Here is a 24880-nt window from a genome sequence, read left to right on the forward strand (position 1 = left end):
CTTTTAATGCAAAAATTAAAGCATTTAGAGCACAATTAAGAGGCGTAAGAAGAACTGAATTCTTCCTGTACAGACTTGAAAAATTATTTGCTTAAAAACTCAAAAACCCAGAAAATGTTCTTGATCCAGCTTGAGGCTTTTGATGGTTTCTGAAACAAAAAAGTCCGCACTATCGTGCAGACTTTTCGCTCTAAGTGACCTCGACAGGATTACTATTGTGGTCCTGATAAAATTCATTGTTGCAAATTAGAAACCACGCATCACTTAGGCGATGCTGATTTTGTATTTTACTCCCAAATTTTGAGCGAGCTCAATTTCTCCATAAAACACAAAACCACGCTCTTGGGAGCGTAGTTTCTTAAGTGTCGTGACCTCGACAGGATTCAAACCTGTAACCTTCTGAGCCGTAATCAGATGCGCTATTCAGTTGCGCCACGAGGCCATAATTTCCTGCGCAGGCAGGAATCTATTTTGTGATTTTCACTTTTTCAAAATTAAACTTCTTTTTACTGGTAAAAAAGAATGTTTTGATCAATACAAAGAAGAAAAATAAAACCTCCATTGTTTCGGGGTGCAAATATATTTCTTTTTACCTTTATACACAAAGCACTTTCACAAAAAATTACAATGGATATAGAAAAATACATTCGTGAAATCCCCGATTTCCCAAAAACAGGGGTAAACTTCAAAGATATTACCCCACTTCTGGCGCACGCCGAGGCTACTGCTTTTTGTTTGGAACAATTGGCCGCTCTTACCGAAAGTCAACAAATCGACAAGGTTGTGGGCATCGAATCGCGCGGATTTTTGTTTGGTACGTTGCTGGCAAAGGAGTTGAAAGCGGGTTTTGTCCCTGTCCGTAAAGGAGGGAAATTGCCGCACCATACCTTAAAACAACCCTACGCACTGGAATACGGAATGGACGCGTTGGAAATCCATGAAGATGCCATAAAAAAAGGCGATAAAGTATTGTTGCACGATGATATTTTGGCTACTGGGGGCACTGCCCGCGCTGCCTGCCAGTTGATTGAAAAATTAGGCGGCGAAATCGTGCAATGTAATTTTTTAATTGAATTGGAATTTTTGAAAGGGGCAAGCAAGCTGAAATCGTACGATGTACGCTCGTTGCTCTGTTATTGATTCACGGCGTTTTTTGTTACCCACAGTTTATAGCCAAAAAGGGCCAATTGAAATTTGGATGCCTTAGCGAGATCCACATTTTTTTTGGTATAGCTGGGCAGTAGCTTTTTGTTCAATTTGGCCAAGGTTTTAAAAAACTGCTTTTTCATAACCATAAAGTTAAAAAAACCTTCCCGAAAAGGGGAAGGTTTAAGAAATTTATAAGAGTTGTATTACTCTCTGGTAATAATCTCAATCACGCCGTTAACTCCTTTTCCGCCATATTTTTTCAATGCTTTTTTACCTTTTAAGACGATTACTTTTTTAATGTCTTCGGGGGCAATCTGTTTTACTTGCGGTACCGAAGTCAATTTACCATCAACATAATACAGTGGTTCTTTATCGTTGGTGTCGCTTACCAATCCTTTTTTTTCTAAAACAGAACCGGGCTTGTTCTTGGCAATGGTCAATTTCTTTGTTTCTTCCGAAACTTCTTGTTGCGGTTGGTTTCTTTTTTTCAACCGTTGCATTTGGTATTTTGCCCGTTTTTTTTCTAGCACAGCTCGTTCTTCTTGCAGTTTGGCCATGCGTTCTTTTTGGGCTTCCATTCGTTTCTTTTGCCTAATTTCTATTTCTTCACGGCGTTCTTTCATCCGTTCTTTCATGTGTTCCATTTCTTCATTTCTTTCCAACATCATTTCATCACGCTCTGCCATCATTTTTTGTCGCTGGGCTTCTTGTTCTTCTGTTAAAACGGTTCTTGAACTAATACCTCCGTTTTCTGAAACGGTAAGCACATAATCACTTATGGGTTGCCCGCTGCTTACACTATAATTATTGTTATTGCCGCGCGAATCGCTGAATGAAATGGAAATACCGGTTATTTCGCCTTTATTGTTACGTTTTACGTTTTTGTAATTAAAACTGGCTTTATTTTCAGTTTTCAGTTTTTGTTTATACGCTTCAAGCTCGGCATCACTGGTGTTTTTTGTAATTACAATTTTAATGGGTTTTACCGAATCTAACTGGGTTTTGCCATTTCTTTTTTCTGCTGAAAACGAGCTTGTTTTGTTCTTTTTTTCTTCAGAAGAAGCAGTTCCGCTATTTGCTGTATTCGTTGCTGTATTGTTTTTATGTGTTTCGGAAATCCCGCTGTCATTGTTTTGAACAGTAGCATCGACCGAAGGCTTTTCAGTTTCAGAATATTGAATGTTCTCATTTACGTTAAAACCCCATAGAAACAAAGCCAAGAGTGGCGCGATGGTCACCGATTTTAATATGTTTACTTTTTTTGAATTCTTTTTATTTAACATAACAATTCGTTTTTTGATGAATGATTGATAAAAATTAGTGGTCAACGCTGGTATGGGATAAGTAGATGAGGCCTTTACCAACGCTACTTGGTATTCTTTTCTTGATGAAACTTGTGTGGCAGTTTCATTGTCTGCAATAAACTCTAAATTTTCTTCGATGCTTTTTTTGTACAACCACGCAAAAGGATTGACCCACTGAACGGCCGTGAGTAAATTTGCCAATATAATATCGATGGAATGCTTTTGATGAGCGTGTACTTTTTCGTGCTTTAAAATCATAGCAAGCTCCTTAGCTTGGTGCAAGTTGGGATTGTACACGATGTAGTTGAAGAAAGAAAAAGGCAATAGTTTTTCATCTGTTTCTATGAATTTGAATCCATTTTTAATGGCAACGGGATGCTTTCGTAACAATAAAGAAAGCGAGTAGCATTGCTTGGCAAACCGTACTAAAAATATAGCGGTCACCAGAGCATATATAATAAGCGCAATTAACCACCAATCCGTTTGTTGCGTTGCGGTAGCCAATTGAGTTGGGATTTCTTCAGAATATGCTGCTACATCAACACTTGGAGCGGGGATGGTAATTGTTTTGTCAAACTCAATAAAGGGAAAAATAAAGGACAATAGGAGTCCGCTACCTAAAAAGAGCCTGTTGGTTGTAAAATGCGTGTCACTTTTTAAAAGTGTTGCATACACTAAGTAGAAAAGCGATAGTACAATTGCGGTTTTACCTATATATACAAGGACATCCATATTATTTGTTTTCTATTAGTTCCAAAATCTCCCGAAGCTCGGTTGCACTAATTTTTTCTTCTTTGGCAAAAAAGGAAACCATGCTTTTATAGCTGTTGTCAAAATATTTTTTAGTGGCCAAGTTCATAAAGCGTTCCGTATATTCGGCTTTACTAACAACAGGAAAATATTGATGGGTTTTCCCATAAGCTTTGTGCGATACAAACCCTTTTTCTTCCAAGTTCCTAACGATGGTCGAAACGGTATTGTAATGGTTCTTGCCGGGCAGAAGCGCAATAAGCTCTTTAACGAAGGCTTTTTCCAGTTGCCAAAGCGCCTGCATGATTTCTTCTTCTTTATTGGTGAGTCGTTCCATAGAATGCAAATGTATAACTATTTATTTAGTTAACAAACTATTTTTATAGTTATATAACTGAAATTTTAGTTTATTGGTGTTTTTTTAGTTGGTAGTGGATATCCCTAAACCCCAAAAATTTATACTGTAATTCGTACATCCCATTCCATATTTTTCATTCTTACTTTCCATTTTGCATTTACCATTTCGTATTTCGGAAATCGTATTACGTACTTCATATTTCATTTTAGTATCTTCGCACGGTAAAAAAACACTATGGGAATTTCATTGCTTTTTGTCTTTCTAGGATTATTATTATTGGTTATTGGAGGGGAGTTTTTGGTGCGTTCTTCGGTTGCTTTGTCATTTAAGCTGAAGTTATCAAAAATGGTGATTGGCTTGACGGTGGTTTCTTTTGCCACCTCGGCACCCGAACTTTTGGTGAGCGTACAAGCAGCCCTTACCGGCTTTAGCGATATTTCCCTGGGGAACGTCATTGGTTCCAACATTGCCAACATTGGCTTGGTGCTGGGCATTACGGCCGTTATTGCACCTTTGACCATAGACCGTGATTTCTATAAATTCAATTGGCCGGTGATGATGCTGCTGTCGATCGCCTTGTATTTTTTACTGAAAAGCGGCAATCAAATAGACCGCTTGGAAGGGGGTGTCCTGCTTGCTTTACTGGGGGTGTATTTGTTTTTGCTGATACGCCGCGCCCGGAAACAAGAAAAATCGAAACCCGTGGATGAAAGCATAGACGATGGGCTTTCAAAAACCTCCGGCTTTAAAATAATAATCTGGTTGTTGTTGGGCGGTTTTGGCCTTTGGGGCGGTAGTGAGCTTTTGGTTACCGGAGCGGTCGATATGGCTGAGGCCCTTGGCGTTACCGAACGGGTGATCGCCGTGACCATGATCGCCGTGGGCACGAGCGTTCCTGAACTGGCCGCTTCGGTCATTGCGGCCTTAAAGAAAGAAAAAGCCATCTCGCTGGGCAATTTAATTGGGTCCAATATTTTTAACATTGCTTCGGTTTTGGGCATTACGGCACTTATACAGCCCATTGCCGTTAAAAGCAAGGAAATTTTGACCAACGATATTTTTTGGATGTTGGGTTTTGCCGCCATATTGATTCCATTGGCATTTATTCCGAAGAAATTTGAACTGGGAAGGTACAAAGGACTCTTGATCGCAATCGCCTACGCCGTGTTCATCAGTCTTGCTTTTTTGGAAAAGTAAAAAATTGACCCGTTCCCCGATGTTTTCAGCAACTCCTCCCTAATGGTTGAGCCTTCTTATACTTTCTTATTTCCGTAAAAAACACTTTTACAAGATGCTTTCGTAGCGTTCTTCGGAAAAAAAACAACACACGAAATTACTTCATAAAAAAAATCACCCCCCTAAAATTAAGGGGTTGTGAACATTTTAAGTATGTTTTTTAATAAGTTAACATTAAAATTATGGGGGTGTAAAAAAATAAAAACTATTTTTGCGCCATTCTAACTTTAAATAAAAGACTGTTGTATGTCAACGTTACGATTTTACGCCATTAAAGAAACCTTTAACAGAAGACCTGTAGAGGTAAAAGAACCGGAACGCCGTTCGGCCATTTTCGGACAAAACGTTTTTAACGAGACTGCCATGCGGCAATACCTCACAAAAACGTCTTACAATAGTGTGATGGACGCTATTGAGACCGGAAAAAAAATAGAGCGCAGTGTAGCCGATCACATTTCCACCGGAATGAAGGAATGGGCCATCGCAAAAGGGGCCACGCACTATACACACTGGTTTCAACCTTTGACCGGCGCAACTGCCGAAAAGCACGACGCTTTTTTTGAAACCATAGACAATGGGCAGAGCATTGAAAAATTTGGCGGTCAGCAATTGGTGCAACAAGAACCCGATGCATCCAGCTTTCCGCACGGTGGCATTAGGAACACATTCGAAGCCCGCGGGTACACCGCTTGGGATCCTACTTCGCCTGCTTTCCTGTATGGCACCACTTTGTGTATTCCTACGGTGTTCGTTTCTTACACTGGAGAGGCACTGGACTACAAAACGCCCTTGTTGCGGGCGTTGCAAACCGTAGATCAAGCCGCGACCGCAGTAGCAAAATATTTCGATAAAAACGTTACCAAAGTAAGTGCTACCCTGGGCTGGGAGCAGGAGTATTTTCTTATCGACAAGGCCTTGGCACTTTCCCGTCCAGATATCATGCTTTCTGGACGTACCTTATTGGGGCATTCCTCACCAAAAGGACAACAGTTGGACGACCATTACTTTGGTTCTATCCCCTTGCGTGTCCTTAATTATATGCGGGACCTGGAAACCGAATGCATGCTATTGGGCATCCCCGTAAAAACACGGCATAACGAAGTGGCGCCCAACCAGTTTGAACTGGCCCCCATTTTTGAAGAGACCAACCTGGCCGTGGACCACAACTCGTTGTTGATGGATTTAATGGACAAGGTAGCAGACCGCCACAACTTTAAGGTCTTACTGCACGAAAAACCTTTTGCTGGCGTAAACGGCAGCGGGAAGCACAACAACTGGTCGTTGGCCACAAATACCGGCGTTAATTTGTTGGGTCCCGGCACCACGCCCATGAAAAATCTTCAGTTTTTAACCTTCTTCATCAACACCTTAAAAGCAGTAAACGATCACGAAGAATTATTGCGGGCGTCCATTGCCGGGGCGAGCAACGATCACCGTTTGGGAGCAAACGAAGCCCCGCCGGCCATTATTTCAGCATTTATTGGCAGTCAATTGACCGATGTGCTGGACGAGCTTGAAAAAGTGACCGACGGCAAACTGTCGCCACAGGAAAAAACCGATCTTAAATTGAACGTAGTGGGTAAAATCCCTGAAATATTGATGGACAATACCGATAGGAACCGTACCTCGCCCTTTGCCTTTACCGGCAATAAGTTTGAGTTCCGTGCCGTGGGCTCCACCGCAAACTGCGCCAACCCCATGACCGTGCTAAACGCCATTGTTGCCAAGCAGTTGTTTAACTTCAAGGAAAAAGTGGACGGTTTGATCAAAGGCAAGAAAATGAAGAAAGACGATGCTATTTTCAACGTATTGCGGGAATATATAAAAGATTCCAAGCGCATCCGTTTTGAAGGCGATGGCTATGGTGACGCTTGGGAAAAAGAAGCCAAAAAACGAGGTTTGAGCAATAACAAAACCACTCCTGAGGCACTAAAGGCCAGAATTTCCAAAAAATCGATTGCCCTTTTTGAAGACCTTAATATAATGAGCAAGGTTGAAATTGAAGCCCGCCACGAAATAGAGATGGAAGAATATGCCATGCGCATCCAGATTGAAGGTCGGGTGCTGGGCGATATCGCCAGGAACCACATTATCCCCATCGCCATTCAATACCAAAACATCCTTATTGAGAATGTGAGGGGGTTGAAGGATATTTATAAAGATGACTTCGAGAAATATGGCGGGGAACAATTGATTCTTGTTGAAAAAATATCGCACCATATTGAAAGCATCAATAAAGGGATTACCAGTATGATCAACGAACGGAAAACGGCCAATAAGATAGCAGATGCCGAAAAACGCGCTAAAGCCTATTGCAATAAGGTAAAACCGTACTTTGAAACCATACGCTACCACTGTGACAAACTAGAGCTTTTGGTCGATGACGAGATTTGGCCTATGACCAAATACCGAGAGCTTTTGTTTACAAAATAACATTAACAAAACTTTAACACTTTAAAATAAAGGTCGTTCAAAAGCTGAAATTTGGTTTTTGAACGATTTTTTTTTGTGTACGTCCTTTCGCATTAATTATTTTAATAGGAAAATTCTTACAATCAATTTGAGTTTTAAATACGTACGTGTTAACACTTAGTTGTGATTGTGTTTTTTTTCGCAACTTTGGGATGTGTTTCAAAAGGGACTGAACACTGAAACGCAACTCCTCACTATAAGTCCCAAAACCGAATTTAAATAATACTGTATTGTATAATAGCCGTTTAGTAGAACGGATGTTATGTTGACTGAAATAAATATTTTGGTCCATACAGAAAAGTACCACATATTGAGAGCCAATATGTGTCATATTCAAACCAATATAAATCAATTAGTAACTAAATTTTTAAATTATGAAGAAATTAATGTTAAGCGCAGCAGCGCTAATGATTGGAGCGATAGGTTTCGCTCAGGTAACCGACACCGATGGAGATTTGTCTCCATCTCCTAATGTGGTAGCGCCACTTCCTAATGCCGCTGCAGGTGCAAATACGGGTGAGTCCGTGCAAAATGGTAACGACAACCGCGTATGGGTACGTCAAGCTGGTACTAGCCAATCGGTTTATACCAATCAAAGTGATGGATCGGGCATTGGTGGTAATTTGGCCAAAGTAATGCAAACTGGAGCAGTATCTGCTGCTAGTGGTGTTGCCAATGCGGCAGATACCCGTCAACAAGGTACTGAAAACCAGAGCAACACTATTCAAGAAGGTGATGCTAACGAAGCTGTGACGCGTCAAGGTATGAACGACGATGGCAGTACTGGTAATAAAGCTAGAATTCGCCAGGGTACAGGACAACAAGCTCAAGATAACTTTGCTGCGATAGACCAAGATGGTGATGGCAACCTTGCAAGCACTAGACAAACGTATGATAACAGTGATGCGTGGACCCAACAGGTTGGTGATGAAAACAAGTCGATGATTGTACAAAATGCCAGCCCTAACCAGTCTGATGGACATTATGCATCAGTTGAGCAACAAGGTGACTTAAATGAGTCTTTTGTTGACCAACGCGGTAACGGTGCTCGTAACTCTGCTTACCTATTACAAGTAGGTGATGAGAACCAGTCTAAGCAATACCAAATAGCCACTGACGGCAAAGGAGGTACTGGTAACGACGCTTTGGTTGTACAAGGTGACGGTACGGTTGGTACAAATTTGATAGGTTCGATTTGGATCGGTCAATTATTGCCAATCGATAATATTGCCAATGGATCGTTCAACCCAGGTTCTGACCGTGCTGCAGCTTTCCAAAGACAAGAAGGTGCCGGTAACGATGCCGAAGCACACCAATTTGGTGAAGACAACTACTCTGAGCAACGTCAAACAGGTGATAACAACGATGCTTTTGTAGTGCAAAATGCGTATGGTAATCCTAATGGGAATTCCAACTATGCAAAACAATTGCAAGTAGGTAATGATAACCAAGCAGGTATTGGTCAAAATGGTACTGGTCATAAAGCATACCAGCGTCAGTATGACAACAATAACATTGCAATGTCAACTCAGAGAGGACAAGACAACTTGGTTAATACTTACCAAGATGGTGACTTTAACCACGCTACAACAGGGCAGCGCGGTCAAGACAACCAGATATTATTGGTTCAAAGAGGAGGGCACAGCTACAGCGTAACGCAAAACTTACCAAACGGTACTCCAGTAGGTATGCCTAACGGTGGTAATGTAGCCGATATCCTTCAGTTAGGACCTAATGGTGACTTCGCAAACGATGGAATCGATTGTACATTTGACCCAGAGATGGATCTTGATATGGATTACAGCATTCCAGACATCTCTATCGATGATGTATGTCCAGGTTGCTAAGCCCTTGGCTTAAGTAAGTCTAAATAATTTCAGAAGGAGGGCTCATAATAATATGATGTCCTCCTTTTCATAAAAAACAATGGTTATTACATAATAATTTTATATATTTAATATTATGAAAAATTTAACAAGCATTTTTTTTCTTACAGCGCTTTTTGTGAGTTCAGTAGCATTTTCACAAACGTATAAAAACGAAAAAACCGAAAATGAGAAAACAGGAGAGGCTCAAGCGGTGACGCCAGAATTGTTTAAATCGTTGGGCATTGATAATTCACCTAACCCGAAGAACGCGACCTTGACCGACAATACCGTTTTTATTCGGCAAATTGGCGAAGGTAATCGCGCCGCCATTAATACCGATACCAATGCCAGTGAAATCAATTTGGTTCAAAATGGAGTTCAAAATGGTGCTGATTTAGATTATACCGCAAACACCATTTTCACCGATGTACGCCAAAATGGCAATTATAACTTTGTAAAGGATTTTGTGTATGATCGCAACGTAGATGCCGCACTGGAACTTACCCAAGAAGGTGGAAACTATTTTGAACGCTTTGGTACCAATGATCTTACAAAATCGTTGAAATTTAAACAAACCGAAAATTCTCCCGACATTATTATACGAAGTTATCAATAAGCCAGATTTTATTTTGAAATTAAAACCCTTTATTCTACTTACCTGTTTATTAGTTGGTGCCGTACCTACAGTCTCCCTTCATGCACAATTTTATAACAAAGAAGTAAAAGCCGAAATCCTGATTGAAAAAAACAGTGAATTTACCACTTTCAAAGCATCAGCAGAAAACTTGACCCCGTCTGATTATTCCTTACAATATGATTTTATGGTCTTTAAGACCGGTGCAAACGGCAATACCTCAAAGAGTAACCAAGTCCACGATTTCTTTATAAAAGGTAATGATAAAATCCTTCTTTCTCAGGTGAACATTAATTATAACGAAGAAGGAAAAATCATTTTGGTACTGCTTCTTTACGATAAAGACGGCAAGCCCATTGGCAAAGACCGGATTGTTCTTGAGCATGGCGGAAAAACCGAACTGGATCCCCAACGCGAGCAAGTCGTTGCCCCCTCACAAGATCAAGCCAAACCCCAAGACGGGTTTATAATAAACGGCTTGGTGATTGAAGATACCTTAACCAAAGCTGGAAGAGACTTTTACCGGTATTTTTATTCCGATTATTACAACAGGGGTATTATCTCGGCTAAAAACATTACCATAGAAGAGGCACCCGGAAGGGGCCGCACCACCAGAATAAGTGTTAAAGTGGGCGACGACTTGGTATGGCAGTTTTTTTCGCAGCCCAGAAAAGAGTTTTTAAAACAAATGGCCCGCACGGCCTTGGACCGTTCCATCGCCTATTTACAACGCCTGCAACAACAAAAAGAACAAATAACCAGATATTAAACTTATGAAAATCCCAATCTATTTACTTTTTATTTTTTTTAGTTGTGCTCTAAGTGCACAACAATTGACCTATAAGCCATTAAATCCAGCTTTTGGAGGCGATACTTTTAATTATAATTGGATGTTGAGTTCTGCCAATGCACAAAACGGATTTACTGCTCCAGGTAGGAATCGCGATCAACAATCAGATCTAGAACGTTTTGGTGAATCCCTGAACAGTCAGATTTTAAGCCAGATATCAAGACGGTTGCTGCAACAACAAATAGAAGGTTTGGGCGATTTTACTGAGCCCGGCACCTTTACGTTTGGTACCTTGGCCATCGAGGTATTCGAGTCAGACGAAGGTTTGGTGATCAATATCCTGGATACCTCAAATGGCGAACAAACACAAGTAATAGTTCCTAATTAACCTAACTGTTTATGCATAAAAAAGTTATACTGGTTTGTTTAACAGGCCTTGTTTTACTGGTAAGCTCGTGTAGCACCTACTTTAACCAGCCGTTGCAACAAACCCCATCGAGAGTTGGTGAGTTTTCAAAATCTACCCAAACGTTGCTTGATCTTCCCGAAGCCGCAGACCCCGTTGAGGTTGCGGTTTACAATTTTAGCGACCAAACAGGGCAGTACAAGCCCGTGGAAAATGGAAGCACCTTCAGTACCGCCGTGACCCAAGGCGCTACGACTATTTTAATTAAAGCTTTGGAAGATTCTGGTTGGTTTATCCCAATTGAACGGGAAAATTTGAGCAACCTCTCTACCGAGCGTAGCATTATACGCAACACCAAACAGGAATACATTAAAAATCTGAACCCCAACGAGCCGCCATTACCACCGTTGCTGTATGCCGGGCTTTTGCTGGAAGGCGGTATTGTTTCGTACGATACGAACATTGTTACCGGAGGTATTGGTGCCCGGTATTTTGGTATTGGCGGATCATCAAGGTACCGTCAAGACCGCATTACCATTTATTTACGAGCCGTTTCTACCAGCAATGGCGAGATTTTGAAAACCGTGTATGTGTCAAAAACCATTTTGTCGCAATCGTTGGATGCCAGTTATTTCCGCTTTGTTAAATTTCAGCGTTTGTTAGAGGCCGAAACAGGGATTACCCGCAACGAACCACTACAGATAGCCGTAAAGGACGCCATTGAAAAAGCAGTGCACGACCTTATTGTAGAAGGAATAAAAGAACGGTTTTGGTCCACTAAAGAAGGAGCCGAAACCAACAAGCAGTTGGTGGAAAATTATACCAAGGAAAAAGAAGAACAAGAATCCATTGAGCTGTATAACCGCGTGTTTAAAAAACGAACCGCCAAAAGAAACTTAAGCCTGTCGGGAGGGGTTTCTTTAATCGATGCCGATTATGCCAAAAAGAACGCTGGTTTTTTAGCGCGTTTGGGATATCAAGAAAAATTCACCCGTAATTTAGGATATGGTTTTTCTGGTTCGGTCATGCAATTGGATAGCGGAAAGCAATTTTCGGACATTTTCAGCGAAATAAATTTAAATGCCTATTTCGACATATTGCCTGATGATGATGTGGCCCCGTATATTTATGCAGGTGCAGGTGGGGTTTTTAATATGTCTGGAGCCTCCAACAAAGCCGCAGATACCTTCATAAAAATGCAGTATGGCGCCGGATTGAAATATTACCTTTCCCAACGGTTGGGCCTCAAGCTTTTTGCAGAGCACAATATTGTGTTCAGTGATGAGCTGGACCATGTAATCAACGGAAAAAGAAACGATTTTTATTTTAACTTCGGTCTTGGGCTGGATTATTATTTTGACTTTTAGAAACACGTAAACGCAAAGCAACCTACACGATGAAAACAAAACACTACTATATTTTTTCCTTCTTGCTCTTTATAGCCTTTTTAAGCTGTAATGAAGACACTTTGGAAATTGAACGCAAAGGAACCATTATTGGAACAGTACTCGACAAAGAAACCGAAGAACCGTTGGAGAATGTGCAGATAACCACTAATCCCGCATCCACTACGGCAACAACAGATGAGAAAGGGGAGTTTACATTAAATAATATTTTAATTGATGATTATTCGGTACAGGCCGAACTCGATGGGTACCGCACCGGTTTTGAAGCCGTGAATGTCGTGGAAGATGGTATTTCTGAAGTGGTTATCAACTTAGAGGTGAAAGACGAAGACAACCAGCCTCCTTCTCAACCAATACTCGTATTTCCCGAAGACGGTGCTGAAGACGTTGAACTGGAGGTGCAATTTACTTGGGGAGCTTCCGATCCTGAAGACGACGATATTTTCTATACCTTAAAATTGCGCAACGGCAGTACCAGCGAGATGCAGGAGTTTGAAATTGAAAAAGACACCTTTTTTATTGTTGACAACCTGCAACTGGCCACGAATTATTTTTGGCAGGTATCGGCCAAAGATGAAGATAGCGAGGCTGTAGAGTCGGCCATAAGTGAGTTCAAGACGTTGACCACGCCCAACAACCCTTACTTTTTTGTTAAAAAAGAAGACAATAACAATGTTATTTATTCGGGTAATGCAGATAATGATACTATAACGAACACGGTGGACCAAAACCTGTTTAAGCTAACAAATGAAAATACCAACAGTTTTAAGCCAAAAAAGAACAATACATTGCAACGGTTGGCTTTTTTACGAACTGTAGGCGGTGATACCCATTTATTTACCATGAACCTGGACGGAACAAATGTGGATCAAATTACCTCCACGGTACCGGTAGCCGGTTTTAGACAAGAGCAGATATCCTACACCTGGTCTGACGATGGCGCTTTTTTATACTATCCTTATTTCGATAAACTGTACCGTATAAACAACGATGGCAGTAACCGTACCTTGGTGTACAGCACAGCTGATGGGTCCTTTATCTCGGAAGTGGAAATACCGGAATTCGATACTGATTTACTGTTGTTGAAAACCAATGACAACCGTGGGTATAACGTCCGGATTTTTACCTACAGGCTATCGGCCAATGCCGAAGAGACCGTGATACTGGAAAATGTTGATGGCGCTGCGGGTGCCATAGATATAACCGCCAATGCCGATAGGGTGTTGTATTCGCAAGATATTTCCGGCTCAGAAAATTCAGTGTACCGGCAATTTACGGCTAGGATGTTTTTATATGATATTGCTTCGGGAGATCCAGCCGTCATGATAGATACCGATGTAGATCCTGGGGATAACGAATTGCAATGCCGCTTTTCACCAACCGAAGGAGGCGTTATCTTTACCCGTGTGGGCAATAATTTTGGTGCTGTCCCTGACATATTTACCAAGGTATTCGGCTCAGACATTAATGACAATAAAACTTTTACCAAAGCCTCTATGCCCGACTGGGAATAAAATGATAACTGACCAGATGCTTTCAAAAAAAAACGTCCCAAATTTCCGGGACGTTTTTTATTGTCTATTTTTGCAGTTGAAAACACGTTGCTATGAGTCAGGAAATTTCAAAACGATATGCCAAGCGTGGTGTTTCGGCTTCAAAAGAAGACGTACACAGCGCAATCAAGAATGTGGATAAAGGGTTGTTTCCCAATGCCTTTTGTAAAATAGTTCCCGATTACCTTACGGGGGACGACGATCATTGTTTGGTCATGCATGCCGATGGGGCCGGGACAAAATCTTCCTTGGCCTATATGTATTGGAAAGAAACCGGCGACCTCTCCGTATGGAAAGGGATCGCCCAAGACGCTTTGATAATGAACGTGGACGATCTGCTGTGTGTAGGAGCTACCGATAATATCATGCTGTCTTCTACCATAGGGCGCAACAAAAATATGATTTCTGGCGAAGTGATTTCGGCCATTATCAACGGAACAGAAGAGTTGATTTCAGATTTACAAAAACATGGCGTGTCCATCCATTCCACTGGAGGCGAAACGGCCGATGTAGGCGATTTAGTACGCACCATAATTGTAGATTCCACAGTTACCGCACGGATGAAACGAGGCGATGTTATAGACAATGCAAACATTAAAGCCGGTGATGTTATAGTGGGACTATCCTCCTTTGGTAAGGCTACTTACGAAACCGAATATAACGGCGGAATGGGGAGTAATGGTCTCACCTCTGCAAGACACGATGTATTTCATAATTATTTAGCAGAAAAATACCCGGAAAGTTTTGATGCTTCTGTCCCTCAAGATTTGGTCTATTCTGGATCCAAAAAATTGACCGATGCAATCGCTGAAACATCTTTAGACGCTGGAAAACTGGTTCTGTCTCCAACCCGAACCTATGCGCCGGTCATTAAAAAAATCTTATCGAAGTTTACCAATGAACAGATTCATGGAATGGTGCATTGCAGTGGCGGGGCACAGACCAAGATACTTCACTTTGTTGAAAATCTCCATATTATAAAAGACAATTTATTTGAGGTTCCGCCTTTGTTCCAGCTTATTCAACAGGAAAGCAAAACCGATTGGAAAGAAATGTACCAAGTGTTCAATATGGGACACCGTATGGAGTTGTACGTTCCCAAGGAAATAGCTTCAGAAATTATTGATATCTCCAAATCTTTTGATGTTGATGCGCAGATAGTTGGGAGCGTAGAAGCCATGCCTGCCGTCAAGCAGGAAAAAAAATTGACAATAAACACTGTTCAAGGTAGTTTTGTGTATAGTTAACCATTGCTTGTTTTTTTTTGATGAAACGCTACATAATTTTATTATTGTTGCTATGGCCTGTAATTGCCTTGGCTCAAGAAGATAACCAAAGGGGCTATGTTTTTATGGTCAATACCCTACATGCAGAAAACCCTGTGATCTTTAAAACGCCTGTTGTTGAAAATAACAAAAGGGAACCTGTTTTTATGAGTAGCAGCTTGCAACCTAAAGATCCCGTTTTTTTCCGTGTAGCCTTAAAACAAAGGCCTATTAAAAGAAGTGTGTACGGTTTTGTGAAACCCACCTTATGGGGATCGTACAATAAAATAGGCGTAAATGTTAGCGAAGTGGCTTTCGTAAATTGGAATGCGGGAGGAGTAAGCTCAGTTTCAGGTTTGATAAACGTAGATTTAAAACGAACCTATAAAACCAAAAATACCCGTTGGAGAAATGAATTGTTGGCCAAATACGGTGTAAACAAGCAAAAAGAACTGGGTTGGCGCAAAACCGAGGATAATATTGAACTGAACAGTTCTTTCGGTTTCAGGAACGACAGCCTTACCAACCTTTATTATACGGCAAAACTGCGATTTTCCACTCAATTTTCAAATGGGTATGAATATCCAGATATTTCAAACAGGATTTCCACCATATTTTCCCCTGCTTATCTTTTTACAGGAATAGGGGCAGAGTATGGCGCGAATGACGAAAATTTCTCCATATATGCTTCTCCGCTTACCATGAAATCGACCTTGGTATTAGATCAGGAATTAGCCAATAATGGAGCTTTTGGTGTGAAGCCAGCGGTTAGGGATAGCGAAGGTAACGTTATAGAAGAAGGAGAGCACCTGCTTACCCAAATGGGTATTTTGATCACCAATGAATATAAAGCCAAGATTGCAGAAAACATAACGTTATCGAATAAGTTGTCGCTATATACTGATTATTTGAACGATTTTGGCAATATCGACATCGATTGGGAAGTAGCCTTCAACTTTAAGGTGAACCATTTTGTGGTGGCCAATTTAGGATCGCATTTTATCTATGACAACGACATAAAAATGCGAGTGGAAAATGCCGATGGCGAAACCATAGAAAAAGGCCCAGTAGCCCAATGGAAACAGCAACTGGGAATTGGAATAACAGTCGAGTTGTAGCGCATTTGAATTTGTGTTCAACAAGGTTATTTTATTTAATTCATTTGTGCTTTTGAGACTTATGCAATTGAAATAGAAGCAAAAATAAATATTCCTTCAAATTATCGTAAATTTGTAACCGCCTGTCCCAACGGCAGGTTGTGATAATAAAATATATGTTAGAAAAACTGCAAATAGTAAAACAACGGTTCGATGAAGTAAGCGATCTTATCATCCAGCCCGACATCATCTGCGACCAAAAAAGGTACATAGAGCTCAATAAAGAATACAAAGACCTCAGGGTACTGATGGACAAAAGGGAGCGGTACCTAACCCTTACCAACCGCATTGAAGAAGCCGAAGAGATTATAAAAGAGAGTACTGACGAAGAAATGGTCGAGATGGGGAAAATGCAGCTGGAAGAAGCCCAAGAAGAACTGCCAAAACTGGAAGAAGAAATAAAATTTTTATTGATACCGAAGGATCCCGAAGATTCCAAAAACGCCGTCATGGAAATCAGGGCGGGGACTGGTGGCGATGAGGCCAGTATTTTTGCCGGCGACCTGTACCGTATGTACACCAAATATTGCGAGAGCAAAGGTTGGAAAGTAAACACTGTAGATTACAGCGAAGGGACCAGTGGTGGTTTTAAAGAAATACAAATGGAGATTGAAGGAGAAGATGTGTATGGAATCTTAAAATTTGAAGCAGGCGTTCACCGGGTACAACGCGTGCCACAAACCGAAACACAAGGCCGCGTGCACACCAGTGCCGCAACCGTGATGGTGTTTCCTGAAGCAGAGGAGTTTGATATTGAAATCGACCCGAAAGATGTACGAATCGATTACTTCTGTTCTTCAGGGCCTGGCGGACAATCAGTGAACACCACCTATTCTGCGGTTCGGTTAACCCACGAGCCTACTGGCTTGGTAGCGCAATGCCAAGACCAAAAGTCGCAACATAAAAACAAAGAAAAAGCGTTTAAGGTACTTCGTTCTAGGTTGTATGATATGGAACTGGCCAAAAAACAGGCAGAGGATGCCGAAAAACGAGGTTCCATGGTTACCAGCGGCGACCGTAGCGCAAAAATACGTACCTACAACTATCCTCAAGGCCGTGTAACCGATCACCGCATCAACCTTACCTTGTACGACTTAAGTAATATCATTGATGGGGATATCCAGAAAATAATCGATGAGTTGCAAATGGTAAGCAATACCGAAAAACTTAAAGAAGCCGGGGAAACGTTTTAGAATAGTTAAAATTAAAAACACTGTTCTCTCCTTTGGGAGAGATTCCGAAGGCAGAGAGGAACATGATAACACAAAAGCTAATCTCAGAAATAAGAAGAAAAAAATCGTTCCTGTGTATAGGATTGGATGTCGATTTAAATAAAATTCCGAAACAGTTACTGGAAGATGAAGACCCGATTTTTTCTTTTAACAAGGCGATAATCGATGCTACCCATCATTTGGCAGTTGCTTACAAGCCCAATACGGCTTTTTATGAAGCATATGGGATAAATGGTTGGAAATCCCTTCAAAAAACAATTGAATACCTAAACGAAAACCATCCGGAAATTTTTACCATTGCCGATGCCAAACGCGGCGATATAGGCAATACGTCTTCCATGTACGCCCACGCTTTTTTTAACGATTTGGGTTTCGATTCGGTAACGGTCGCGCCTTATATGGGAAAAGATTCCGTAGAGCCCTTTTTAGCTTTTAAAGATAAACACACTATTTTATTGGCATTGACCTCCAATGAAGGGGCATTCGATTTTCAAACGAGGAAGATCGCTTCAGAAGAAGTGTATAAAACTGTTTTAAGCACATCAAAAAACTGGAAGAACGCCAAAAATTTAATGTACGTAGTGGGGGCGACCAAAGCAGCATATTTTTCGGAAATACGAAAAATCGTACCAGACAGCTTCTTGTTGGTTCCGGGCATAGGCGCACAAGGTGGTAACTTGGCCGAAGTGTGCAAGTTCGGGATGAACGAGAATGTCGGGTTATTGGTCAACTCATCCCGGGGAATTTTATATGCTTCAAATGGTTCAGATTTTGCTGAAGCGGCCCGCAAAGAAGCCAAAAATCTGCAACAACAAATGGAAAGCATATTGCATGCAGTTTAAAGATCAGTTAGGAAATACCATATCGCTCAACAGTACGCCCAAACGGATAGTCTCACTAGTACCTTCGCAAACGGAATTGCTGGTGGATTTGGGACTAAAAGAGCAACTCGTAGGAATTACCAAGTTTTGTGTGCACCCAAAGAATTTAAGAAAGGAAATAAAAGTAGTTGGAGGCACCAAAAGCCTTCATTATGATAGAGTTGAAGCCCTAAACCCAGATGTGATAATTTGCAATAAAGAGGAAAACACCAAAGATATGGTAACTAAGCTTCAGAACATTGCGCCGGTTTGGGTAAGTGATATTTTTTCTATTGAAGACAGTCTAGAGATGATACGGTCATTAGGTGCAATGTGCAATGCTGGAGTGCAAGCTTCAAAAATGGTGATGAAAATAAATTCCGAAAAAAATAGCTTTGAACAATTTATGCAAAGCAAACCCAGCAAGAAAGTTGCTTATGTTATATGGAAAAAACCGTTTATGCTGGCAGGAAAAGCTACGTTTATAAATGAACTGTTGGCACTCAATAATTATGAAAATGTATGCCAAAATGCAAGCTCGCGTTATCCAAAAGTGGAAAAAGATTTTTTGAAACAGGCTGACGAAGTATTGTTATCTACCGAGCCTTTTCCATTCAAAGAAAAGCACGCTGTAAAATTGAGGGAAGAGTTGGGGACGAAAGTCAACGTAGTAGATGGGGAATATTTCAGTTGGTATGGTTCAAGGCTTGCAGAGGCTTTCTCCTACTTTAAAACATTGCATAAATAGCAATTAATTATCTGCGTACTGATACCGTAACGATTGTATCTGCTCTAAAACCCGTTCAGCTTGTTGGTGTATTTCATCACTTTTTTCCTTGTCTTTCAAAGCAATTTCGTAAGATTTCCGCATTAAATTTTTATAGCGTCTTTTAAGCTTTTCGAGTTTTGTTTCTCTTTTAAACCAATTCGTCATAACCACATTTATTTCATACGATACAAAATTAATTATGTTGTTAAAAAAGTGCTGTTAGTGTTTGGTTAATTCTATCATAATTATTTATGGCTTAGATGATAGATGCGTTAAAACCTTAACAGATAGACGTTAATCCTGAAGCGCGAATACCTGTCTTAATAATGAAGTAGTCCTGAATTGAACGGAGTTCCTTATTTTCTTTTCTTCCACCCCGATCATGGTGTAAACACCTTTTAAGGCCTCATTAGTAACATAATCGGTAAGGTCTGGGTTTACTTTATTCACAAAAGGAACTGCATTGTATTTTGTGATGATGTTGGTCCATATTCTATCGGCTCCCACTTTTGAGAAGGAGTTTTGGATAACCGGATTAAACTTTGCGTACAATTTGTTGTTTGCTTTGTTTTGCAGATAATTGGTAGCTGCATTATCCGGCCCCAACAAAATGTTTTTTGCGTCGGCAAACGTAATTTCTTTAACAGCGTTTACGAAAATTGGGGTGGCTTCTTTAACGGCGTCTTCGGCGGCACGGTTCATGGCTTTTAGGCCTTCGTCGGCCAAGCTTCCTAAACCTATATCGCGTAACGTCTGGTCAACTTTTTGTAATTCTTCTGGCAACAGAATTTTAACCAGCTTGTTTTTATAAAAACCATCTTTCTGGGTGAGTTTGGTAACTTGTTTGTCTATACCAAAGTTCAAGGCTTGGCGTAGGCCATTGGCGATCATGGTTGGGTCGGTGCCCACTTGTCCACTGGGCAATGTATTGACCACGTTTTGCAGTTCGGCACAGGAAACCAATATAAAGATGGAACAGAAAAGGATGAATTTTTGATAGCGCATAGGAGTATTATTTTAAGTAAAGATATATAAAAGCCCTTCAATCTTGAAAAAGATCAAAGGGCTTTAAAAAAGACGATTAATTAAAAACTTTATTTAATCACTTTAACTGTTTTAGAGGTGCCATCAATAGTTACTTGCACCAAGTAAGCGCCAGATGATAGTCCGCTCATATCGATTTTTGGAGAAATAGCATCCGGTTGAGCCGACAATACTGCTTTTCCAAGCACATCGTAAATGGTTACTGAGCTTACAGCAGCAGCAGATTCGATGTTCAATACATTTTTAACTGGGTTAGGATATACGCTGAATACAGCTTCAGAAAATTCATCTGTACTCAATTGACCTACACCTGCTACGACATCATCTATGAAATAATACGAAAATTCACTAGGTGCAAAAAAGTCAACACCGCCTAAATAGGGTGCTGTTAGATCATTGAACGGGGTTCCGGCAGGAATAGCTACATCACCATCTACAATTAACTCATAAGTCTTGGCATCTAAATCAAAATAAATGGTAACATTAAACCAGGTGTCGTGTGGAAATGTCCACGTAAAGTTGGCGTCAGGGTCTTGTCCCTGACCCGGAGTTTGATTATTCGGATTAAAATAATGATCTGTCAATAAAAAACTACCTTCTTGGGGAGTTGTTATTTCACCTTGAACATTAAAGAAACCTTCGTGTCCACTAGGAACATACATTTCCCAAGCAACAGTATAAATTCCACTGCTAGGTTGAAATGCTGTTAAAAAAAGTTGGTCTTGAGGTCCTGCATTTCCAGGGCCAATGACCATAGACTGAGAACCAGAATTTGCTTGATCTGTGGTTACTTGTCCTTCTTCAGGAGTGTTTTCATCTCCGGACCAAGTTCGCCACTGAAATGATTGCGGTGAAATATCACCAAGATCATACGCTTCAATATCATCAGTTTGTTCAACTTGCGCAATTCCAGTAAATGCGAATGCACATAAAGCAAAACTTAATAAGTAAACTTTTTTCATAATGTTAATGTTTTAGTTGTTAATAAATTTAATGAAAGATACGAAAATATCATAATTATTGCTAATTTACTGAAAATTTATTTTATGTCTAAACAATCTTCTTAAACCCTTTTTTTACTGCCTTTTTCGTAAATTTGTACTTCAAAAAAAATTAAGACAACATTACTATGGAACAGGCCAAACCTTATACCCCTAAAAACAAAGTACGAATCGTAACCGCGGCCTCGCTTTTTGATGGCCACGATGCCGCTATAAATATTATGCGGCGCATTATTCAGTCAACCGGGGTGGAGGTGATCCATTTAGGACACGACCGCAGTGTGGAAGAGGTAGTCAACACGGCAATACAGGAGGATGCAAACGCAATAGCCATGACTTCATACCAAGGTGGCCATAACGAATATTTTAAATATATGTACGACCTGTTAAAGGAAAAAGGTGCCGAACATATAAAAATTTTTGGCGGCGGCGGTGGCGTGATTCTCCCAGAAGAAATAGAAGAATTGCAAAACTACGGTATAACCCGTATCTACGCTCCCGATGACGGCCGCGAATTAGGGTTGCAGGGCATGATCAACGATTTGGTTAAAACGGCCGATTTCCCCATAGGAGAAAACTTGAATGGTGAAGCGGAAAAACTTTCAGAAAAAGACCCAAGTTCCATTGCCCGGATTATTTCAGCAGCCGAAAATTTTCCTAAAGTTGCAAAACAGGCATTAGATTCAATTCATAAAAAAAATAAAACAAGCAGCATCCCTGTTTTGGGCATCACAGGAACGGGCGGTTCAGGAAAATCTTCTTTGGTCGATGAGTTGGTGCGCCGTTTCTTGGTCGATTTTCCCGAAAAAACCGTTGGGATCATTTCAGTAGATCCTTCAAAACGAAAAACGGGTGGGGCCTTGCTTGGCGACCGTATTCGTATGAACGCCATCAATTCTCCTCGGGTTTATATGCGCAGTTTGGCCACTCGCCAGAGCAATTTGGCACTTTCCAAACACGTGGCCGAGGCGGTACAGGTACTAAAAGCAGCGGAATACGATCTTATTATCCTTGAAACATCCGGAATTGGTCAAAGTGATACCGAAATTTTAGATCACAGTGATGTTTCCCTTTATGTGATGACGCCAGAATTTGGTGCGGCAACACAATTGGAAAAAATCGATATGCTGGACTTTGCCGATTTGGTGGCCATCAACAAGTTTGATAAACGAGGTGCCAAGGATGCGCTTCGCGATGTGAAAAAGCAATACAAGCGCAATCACCAACTATGGGATGCAAAGAATGAGGATTTGCCGGTGTTTGGAACTATTGCTTCGCAGTTTAACGACCCTGGCATGAACAAGCTGTACAAATCCATTATGGACGAAATCGCTTCCAAGACAAAAGCCGATTTACACAGTGATTATGAAATTTCAGATGAAATGTCCGAAAAGGTATTCGTTATCCCTCCAGCGCGAACACGCTATCTTTCTGAAATATCCGAAAATAACAGGGCGTACGATAAAAAGGCAACCGAGCAGGCTGAAGTTGCCCAAAAACTTTACGGGATTTTTAAAACGATTGAAACGGTTTCAGGTGCTACGCCTACTTTGGATAAATCGGGAATTGATTCTGAATCACTATCCGTTTCCGAAGAAAATAAGGATATAGTAGAGCTTTTAATTGCTGAATTTGATAAGGAAAAAATGAATCTCGACCCTTATAATTGGGAGGTTATCATAGGTTGGGACGAAAAAGTAAACCGGTATCAAGAACCGGTTTATAAATTTAAGGTAAGGGATAAAGAAATAAGCATTGATACCCATACCGAGTCGCTTTCACATACACAAATACCAAAAGTGTGTTTGCCAAAGTACCAAGCTTGGGGCGATATATTAAAATGGGTGTTGCAGGAAAATGTTCCGGGCGAATTCCCTTATACCGCTGGATTATACCCTTTTAAACGCACAGGCGAAGACCCTACCCGTATGTTTGCGGGAGAAGGCGGTCCAGAACGTACCAATCGGCGTTTTCATTATGTAAGTATGGGGCTTCCGGCCAAACGCCTTTCAACTGCTTTTGATAGCGTAACCCTTTATGGTAACGACCCCGATCACCGTCCCGATATCTATGGAAAAATAGGGAACGCCGGCGTTTCCATCTGTTGTCTGGACGATGCAAAGAAACTGTACTCTGGTTTCGATTTAAGCCACCCAATGACCTCGGTGAGTATGACCATTAATGGGCCGGCCCCGATGCTCCTTGGCTTTTTTATGAATGCGGCCATTGACCAAAACTGTGAGAAATACATCAAAGAAAACGGCCTTGAAGATGAGGTGGAAAAGAAAATTGCCAAAATTTACAAACAAAGCGGTATGGACCGCCCCAAATATCACGGCGAACTGCCTGAAGGAAACGATGGTCTGGGTTTGATGCTGCTTGGGGTTACCGGTGACCAAGTATTGCCTCAAGAGGTGTATAACAAGATAAAGTACGATACTCTAAAACAGGTTCGCGGTACGGTACAGGCCGATATTTTAAAAGAAGATCAAGCCCAGAACACTTGTATTTTTTCTACGGAATTTGCACTTCGTTTAATGGGCGATGTTCAAGAATATTTCATAGAAAAACAAGTTAGAAACTTCTATTCGGTATCTATTAGTGGTTATCATATTGCCGAAGCTGGCGCCAATCCCATTACTCAATTGGCTTTCACCTTGGCCAATGGCTTTACATACGTTGAATATTATTTAAGCCGTGGGATGGACATCAATAAATTTGGCCCTAACTTGTCGTTCTTTTTCAGTAACGGTATAGATCCTGAGTATTCAGTAATTGGTCGCGTAGCACGAAAAATTTGGTCTAAAGCTTTAAAGGAAAAGTACGGTGCCAACCCAAGGGCGCAGATGTTGAAATATCACATTCAAACATCAGGTCGTTCGTTGCACGCGCAAGAGATTGATTTTAATGATATCCGTACTACGCTTCAGGCTTTATATGCTATTTACGATAACTGTAACTCACTGCACACCAATGCCTACGATGAGGCGATTACCACGCCTACGGAAGAAAGCGTGCGCCGTGCCATGGCCATTCAGTTAATTATCAATAAGGAATTAGGCTTGGCTAAAAATGAAAATCCAATTCAGGGTTCGTTTATTATCGAAGAGTTGACCGATTTGGTAGAAGAAGCTGTTTTAAAAGAATTTGATAGTTTAACCGAACGCGGTGGGGTGTTGGGCGCAATGGAAACCATGTACCAACGCGGAAAAATCCAAGAAGAAAGCTTGTATTACGAAACCCTGAAACATACTGGTGAATTTCCTATAATTGGCGTCAATACCTTTTTAAGCAGTAAAGGTTCGCCCACTATCCAGCCCAAGGAAGTGATTAGGGCTACTGAAGAGGAGAAACGGGCACAAATAGACACCTTGGAAAAACTTCACAAAACCTATGAAGACCGTGCCGAGGAAACCTTAAAACGGGTGCAAGAAGCGGCTATCGAAAACAAAAACATGTTCGAGGAGCTCATGGAGGCAACCAAGGTGTGTTCGTTAGGGCAAATTACCGAAGCACTGTTTGAAGTAGGAGGGCAATACCGTAGAAATATGTAACGTGCAATAGTAAAAGGTGACTATAAATTTTTAAATTACGACAAAAATACGTAAATTTGTGACAAATGTCGT

General features: G+C 40.9%; 21 protein-coding genes and 1 tRNA gene. 15 read left to right on the forward strand and 7 right to left on the reverse strand.

Features of this window, described 5'->3' with window-relative positions; genetic code table 11:
- Positions 1-368 precede the first annotated feature (368 nt).
- A tRNA-Arg gene (locus DDV96_RS08160) sits at positions 369-442 on the reverse strand.
- 185 nt (positions 443-627) lie between these two features.
- On the opposite strand from DDV96_RS08160, the gene DDV96_RS08165 reads away from it, so the two are divergent.
- Positions 628-1140 carry an adenine phosphoribosyltransferase gene (locus DDV96_RS08165; RefSeq protein ID WP_116694559.1) on the forward strand — a complete coding sequence of 171 codons (513 nt, stop codon included), beginning with the start codon at positions 628-630 and terminating at the stop codon, positions 1138-1140.
- On the opposite strand, the gene DDV96_RS08170 is transcribed toward DDV96_RS08165, so the two are convergent.
- The 3 genes from DDV96_RS08170 to DDV96_RS08180 all read right to left on the reverse strand — a co-directional run bounded on the left by DDV96_RS08170 (position 1134) and on the right by DDV96_RS08180 (position 3540).
- The gene (locus DDV96_RS08170; protein ID WP_116694560.1) at positions 1134-1289 is read right to left on the reverse strand and encodes an SsrA-binding protein; all 156 of its coding nucleotides are present in this window, start codon (positions 1287-1289) and stop codon (positions 1134-1136) included. The two genes, DDV96_RS08165 and DDV96_RS08170, sit on opposite strands and share 7 nt — an antisense overlap.
- A 63-nt stretch (positions 1290-1352) precedes the next feature.
- Entirely contained in the window at positions 1353-3185 is a 1833-nt protein-coding gene (locus DDV96_RS08175; RefSeq protein WP_116694282.1) for a M56 family metallopeptidase, read from the reverse strand.
- 1 nt (position 3186) lies between these two features.
- Positions 3187-3540, reverse strand: a complete 354-nt coding sequence (locus DDV96_RS08180; RefSeq protein WP_116694283.1) for a BlaI/MecI/CopY family transcriptional regulator — start codon at positions 3538-3540, stop codon at positions 3187-3189.
- Between the two features lie 261 nt (positions 3541-3801).
- On the opposite strand from DDV96_RS08180, the gene DDV96_RS08185 reads away from it, so the two are divergent.
- From DDV96_RS08185 to DDV96_RS08250, 13 genes are all read left to right on the forward strand, one after another.
- Entirely contained in the window at positions 3802-4758 is a 957-nt protein-coding gene (locus DDV96_RS08185) for a calcium/sodium antiporter (protein WP_116694561.1), read from the forward strand.
- Positions 4759-5043: 285 nt separating this feature from the next.
- Positions 5044-7230: a glutamine synthetase III family protein gene (locus DDV96_RS08190; protein ID WP_116694284.1), complete on the forward strand. Its 2187-nt coding sequence runs from the start codon at positions 5044-5046 to the stop codon at positions 7228-7230.
- Positions 7231-7643: 413 nt separating this feature from the next.
- Entirely contained in the window at positions 7644-9116 is a 1473-nt protein-coding gene (locus DDV96_RS08200; protein ID WP_116694286.1) for a curlin, read from the forward strand.
- 157 nt (positions 9117-9273) lie between these two features.
- Positions 9274-9753 carry a hypothetical protein gene (locus DDV96_RS08205; protein ID WP_133240829.1) on the forward strand — a complete coding sequence of 160 codons (480 nt, stop codon included), beginning with the start codon at positions 9274-9276 and terminating at the stop codon, positions 9751-9753.
- 13 nt (positions 9754-9766) lie between these two features.
- Positions 9767-10540 (forward strand): CsgE family curli-type amyloid fiber assembly protein, encoded by a 774-nt coding sequence (locus tag DDV96_RS08210; RefSeq protein ID WP_116694288.1) that lies wholly within the window; start codon positions 9767-9769, stop codon positions 10538-10540.
- 4 nt (positions 10541-10544) lie between these two features.
- Positions 10545-10949 carry a curli production assembly/transport component CsgF gene (locus tag DDV96_RS08215; RefSeq protein WP_116694289.1) on the forward strand — a complete coding sequence of 135 codons (405 nt, stop codon included), beginning with the start codon at positions 10545-10547 and terminating at the stop codon, positions 10947-10949.
- Between the two features lie 11 nt (positions 10950-10960).
- The gene (locus DDV96_RS08220; RefSeq protein WP_116694290.1) at positions 10961-12334 is read left to right on the forward strand and encodes a CsgG/HfaB family protein; all 1374 of its coding nucleotides are present in this window, start codon (positions 10961-10963) and stop codon (positions 12332-12334) included.
- A gap of 29 nt (positions 12335-12363) precedes the next feature.
- Positions 12364-13887 (forward strand): carboxypeptidase regulatory-like domain-containing protein, encoded by a 1524-nt coding sequence (locus DDV96_RS08225; protein WP_116694291.1) that lies wholly within the window; start codon positions 12364-12366, stop codon positions 13885-13887.
- Between the two features lie 92 nt (positions 13888-13979).
- Positions 13980-15173 carry an AIR synthase related protein gene (locus DDV96_RS08230; protein ID WP_116694292.1) on the forward strand — a complete coding sequence of 398 codons (1194 nt, stop codon included), beginning with the start codon at positions 13980-13982 and terminating at the stop codon, positions 15171-15173.
- Positions 15174-15193: 20 nt separating this feature from the next.
- Positions 15194-16309 (forward strand): DUF3078 domain-containing protein, encoded by a 1116-nt coding sequence (locus tag DDV96_RS08235; protein WP_240607701.1) that lies wholly within the window; start codon positions 15194-15196, stop codon positions 16307-16309.
- A gap of 155 nt (positions 16310-16464) precedes the next feature.
- Positions 16465-17541, forward strand: a complete 1077-nt coding sequence (gene prfA / locus DDV96_RS08240) for a peptide chain release factor 1 (protein WP_116694293.1) — start codon at positions 16465-16467, stop codon at positions 17539-17541.
- A 62-nt stretch (positions 17542-17603) separates the two neighbouring features.
- Positions 17604-18422 carry an orotidine-5'-phosphate decarboxylase gene (pyrF, locus tag DDV96_RS08245; protein ID WP_116694563.1) on the forward strand — a complete coding sequence of 273 codons (819 nt, stop codon included), beginning with the start codon at positions 17604-17606 and terminating at the stop codon, positions 18420-18422.
- A complete protein-coding gene (locus DDV96_RS08250) occupies positions 18412-19188 on the forward strand; it encodes an ABC transporter substrate-binding protein (protein WP_116694294.1) in 777 nt (258 codons plus the stop codon). The genes pyrF and DDV96_RS08250 overlap by 11 nt, the downstream gene beginning before the upstream one ends.
- A 3-nt stretch (positions 19189-19191) precedes the next feature.
- Here the strand turns inward: DDV96_RS08250 and DDV96_RS08255 are convergent, their stop codons facing one another.
- The 3 genes from DDV96_RS08255 to DDV96_RS08265 all read right to left on the reverse strand — a co-directional run bounded on the left by DDV96_RS08255 (position 19192) and on the right by DDV96_RS08265 (position 21215).
- Entirely contained in the window at positions 19192-19374 is a 183-nt protein-coding gene (locus DDV96_RS08255) for a Lacal_2735 family protein (protein WP_116694295.1), read from the reverse strand.
- A gap of 129 nt (positions 19375-19503) precedes the next feature.
- Positions 19504-20214 (reverse strand): DUF4197 domain-containing protein, encoded by a 711-nt coding sequence (locus DDV96_RS08260; protein WP_116694296.1) that lies wholly within the window; start codon positions 20212-20214, stop codon positions 19504-19506.
- A gap of 89 nt (positions 20215-20303) precedes the next feature.
- Positions 20304-21215, reverse strand: a complete 912-nt coding sequence (locus DDV96_RS08265) for a T9SS type A sorting domain-containing protein (RefSeq protein ID WP_116694297.1) — start codon at positions 21213-21215, stop codon at positions 20304-20306.
- 167 nt (positions 21216-21382) lie between these two features.
- On the opposite strand from DDV96_RS08265, the gene DDV96_RS08270 reads away from it, so the two are divergent.
- Positions 21383-24808 carry a methylmalonyl-CoA mutase family protein gene (locus DDV96_RS08270; protein ID WP_116694298.1) on the forward strand — a complete coding sequence of 1142 codons (3426 nt, stop codon included), beginning with the start codon at positions 21383-21385 and terminating at the stop codon, positions 24806-24808.
- Positions 24809-24880 lie beyond the last annotated feature (72 nt).

The organism is Marixanthomonas spongiae (assembly GCF_003095375.1).
Classification (GTDB): domain Bacteria; phylum Bacteroidota; class Bacteroidia; order Flavobacteriales; family Flavobacteriaceae; genus Marixanthomonas; species Marixanthomonas spongiae.

Bases quoted from the DNA above. Each gene is read 5' to 3' on its own strand.
- DDV96_RS08165 (WP_116694559.1), top strand. From the start codon at position 628: ATGGATATAGAAAAATACATTCGTGAAATCCCCGATTTCCCAAAAACA.
- DDV96_RS08170 (WP_116694560.1), bottom strand. From the start codon at position 1,289: ATGAAAAAGCAGTTTTTTAAAACCTTGGCCAAATTGAACAAAAAGCTA.
- DDV96_RS08175 (WP_116694282.1), bottom strand. From the start codon at position 3,185: ATGGATGTCCTTGTATATATAGGTAAAACCGCAATTGTACTATCGCTT.
- DDV96_RS08180 (WP_116694283.1), bottom strand. From the start codon at position 3,540: ATGGAACGACTCACCAATAAAGAAGAAGAAATCATGCAGGCGCTTTGG.
- DDV96_RS08190 (WP_116694284.1), top strand. From the start codon at position 5,044: ATGTCAACGTTACGATTTTACGCCATTAAAGAAACCTTTAACAGAAGA.
- DDV96_RS08200 (WP_116694286.1), top strand. From the start codon at position 7,644: ATGAAGAAATTAATGTTAAGCGCAGCAGCGCTAATGATTGGAGCGATA.
- DDV96_RS08215 (WP_116694289.1), top strand. From the start codon at position 10,545: ATGAAAATCCCAATCTATTTACTTTTTATTTTTTTTAGTTGTGCTCTA.
- DDV96_RS08220 (WP_116694290.1), top strand. From the start codon at position 10,961: ATGCATAAAAAAGTTATACTGGTTTGTTTAACAGGCCTTGTTTTACTG.
- DDV96_RS08225 (WP_116694291.1), top strand. From the start codon at position 12,364: ATGAAAACAAAACACTACTATATTTTTTCCTTCTTGCTCTTTATAGCC.
- DDV96_RS08230 (WP_116694292.1), top strand. From the start codon at position 13,980: ATGAGTCAGGAAATTTCAAAACGATATGCCAAGCGTGGTGTTTCGGCT.
- DDV96_RS08235 (WP_240607701.1), top strand. From the start codon at position 15,194: ATGAAACGCTACATAATTTTATTATTGTTGCTATGGCCTGTAATTGCC.
- prfA (WP_116694293.1), top strand. From the start codon at position 16,465: ATGTTAGAAAAACTGCAAATAGTAAAACAACGGTTCGATGAAGTAAGC.
- pyrF (WP_116694563.1), top strand. From the start codon at position 17,604: ATGATAACACAAAAGCTAATCTCAGAAATAAGAAGAAAAAAATCGTTC.
- DDV96_RS08250 (WP_116694294.1), top strand. From the start codon at position 18,412: ATGCAGTTTAAAGATCAGTTAGGAAATACCATATCGCTCAACAGTACG.
- DDV96_RS08255 (WP_116694295.1), bottom strand. From the start codon at position 19,374: ATGACGAATTGGTTTAAAAGAGAAACAAAACTCGAAAAGCTTAAAAGA.
- DDV96_RS08260 (WP_116694296.1), bottom strand. From the start codon at position 20,214: ATGCGCTATCAAAAATTCATCCTTTTCTGTTCCATCTTTATATTGGTT.
- DDV96_RS08265 (WP_116694297.1), bottom strand. From the start codon at position 21,215: ATGAAAAAAGTTTACTTATTAAGTTTTGCTTTATGTGCATTCGCATTT.
- DDV96_RS08270 (WP_116694298.1), top strand. From the start codon at position 21,383: ATGGAACAGGCCAAACCTTATACCCCTAAAAACAAAGTACGAATCGTA.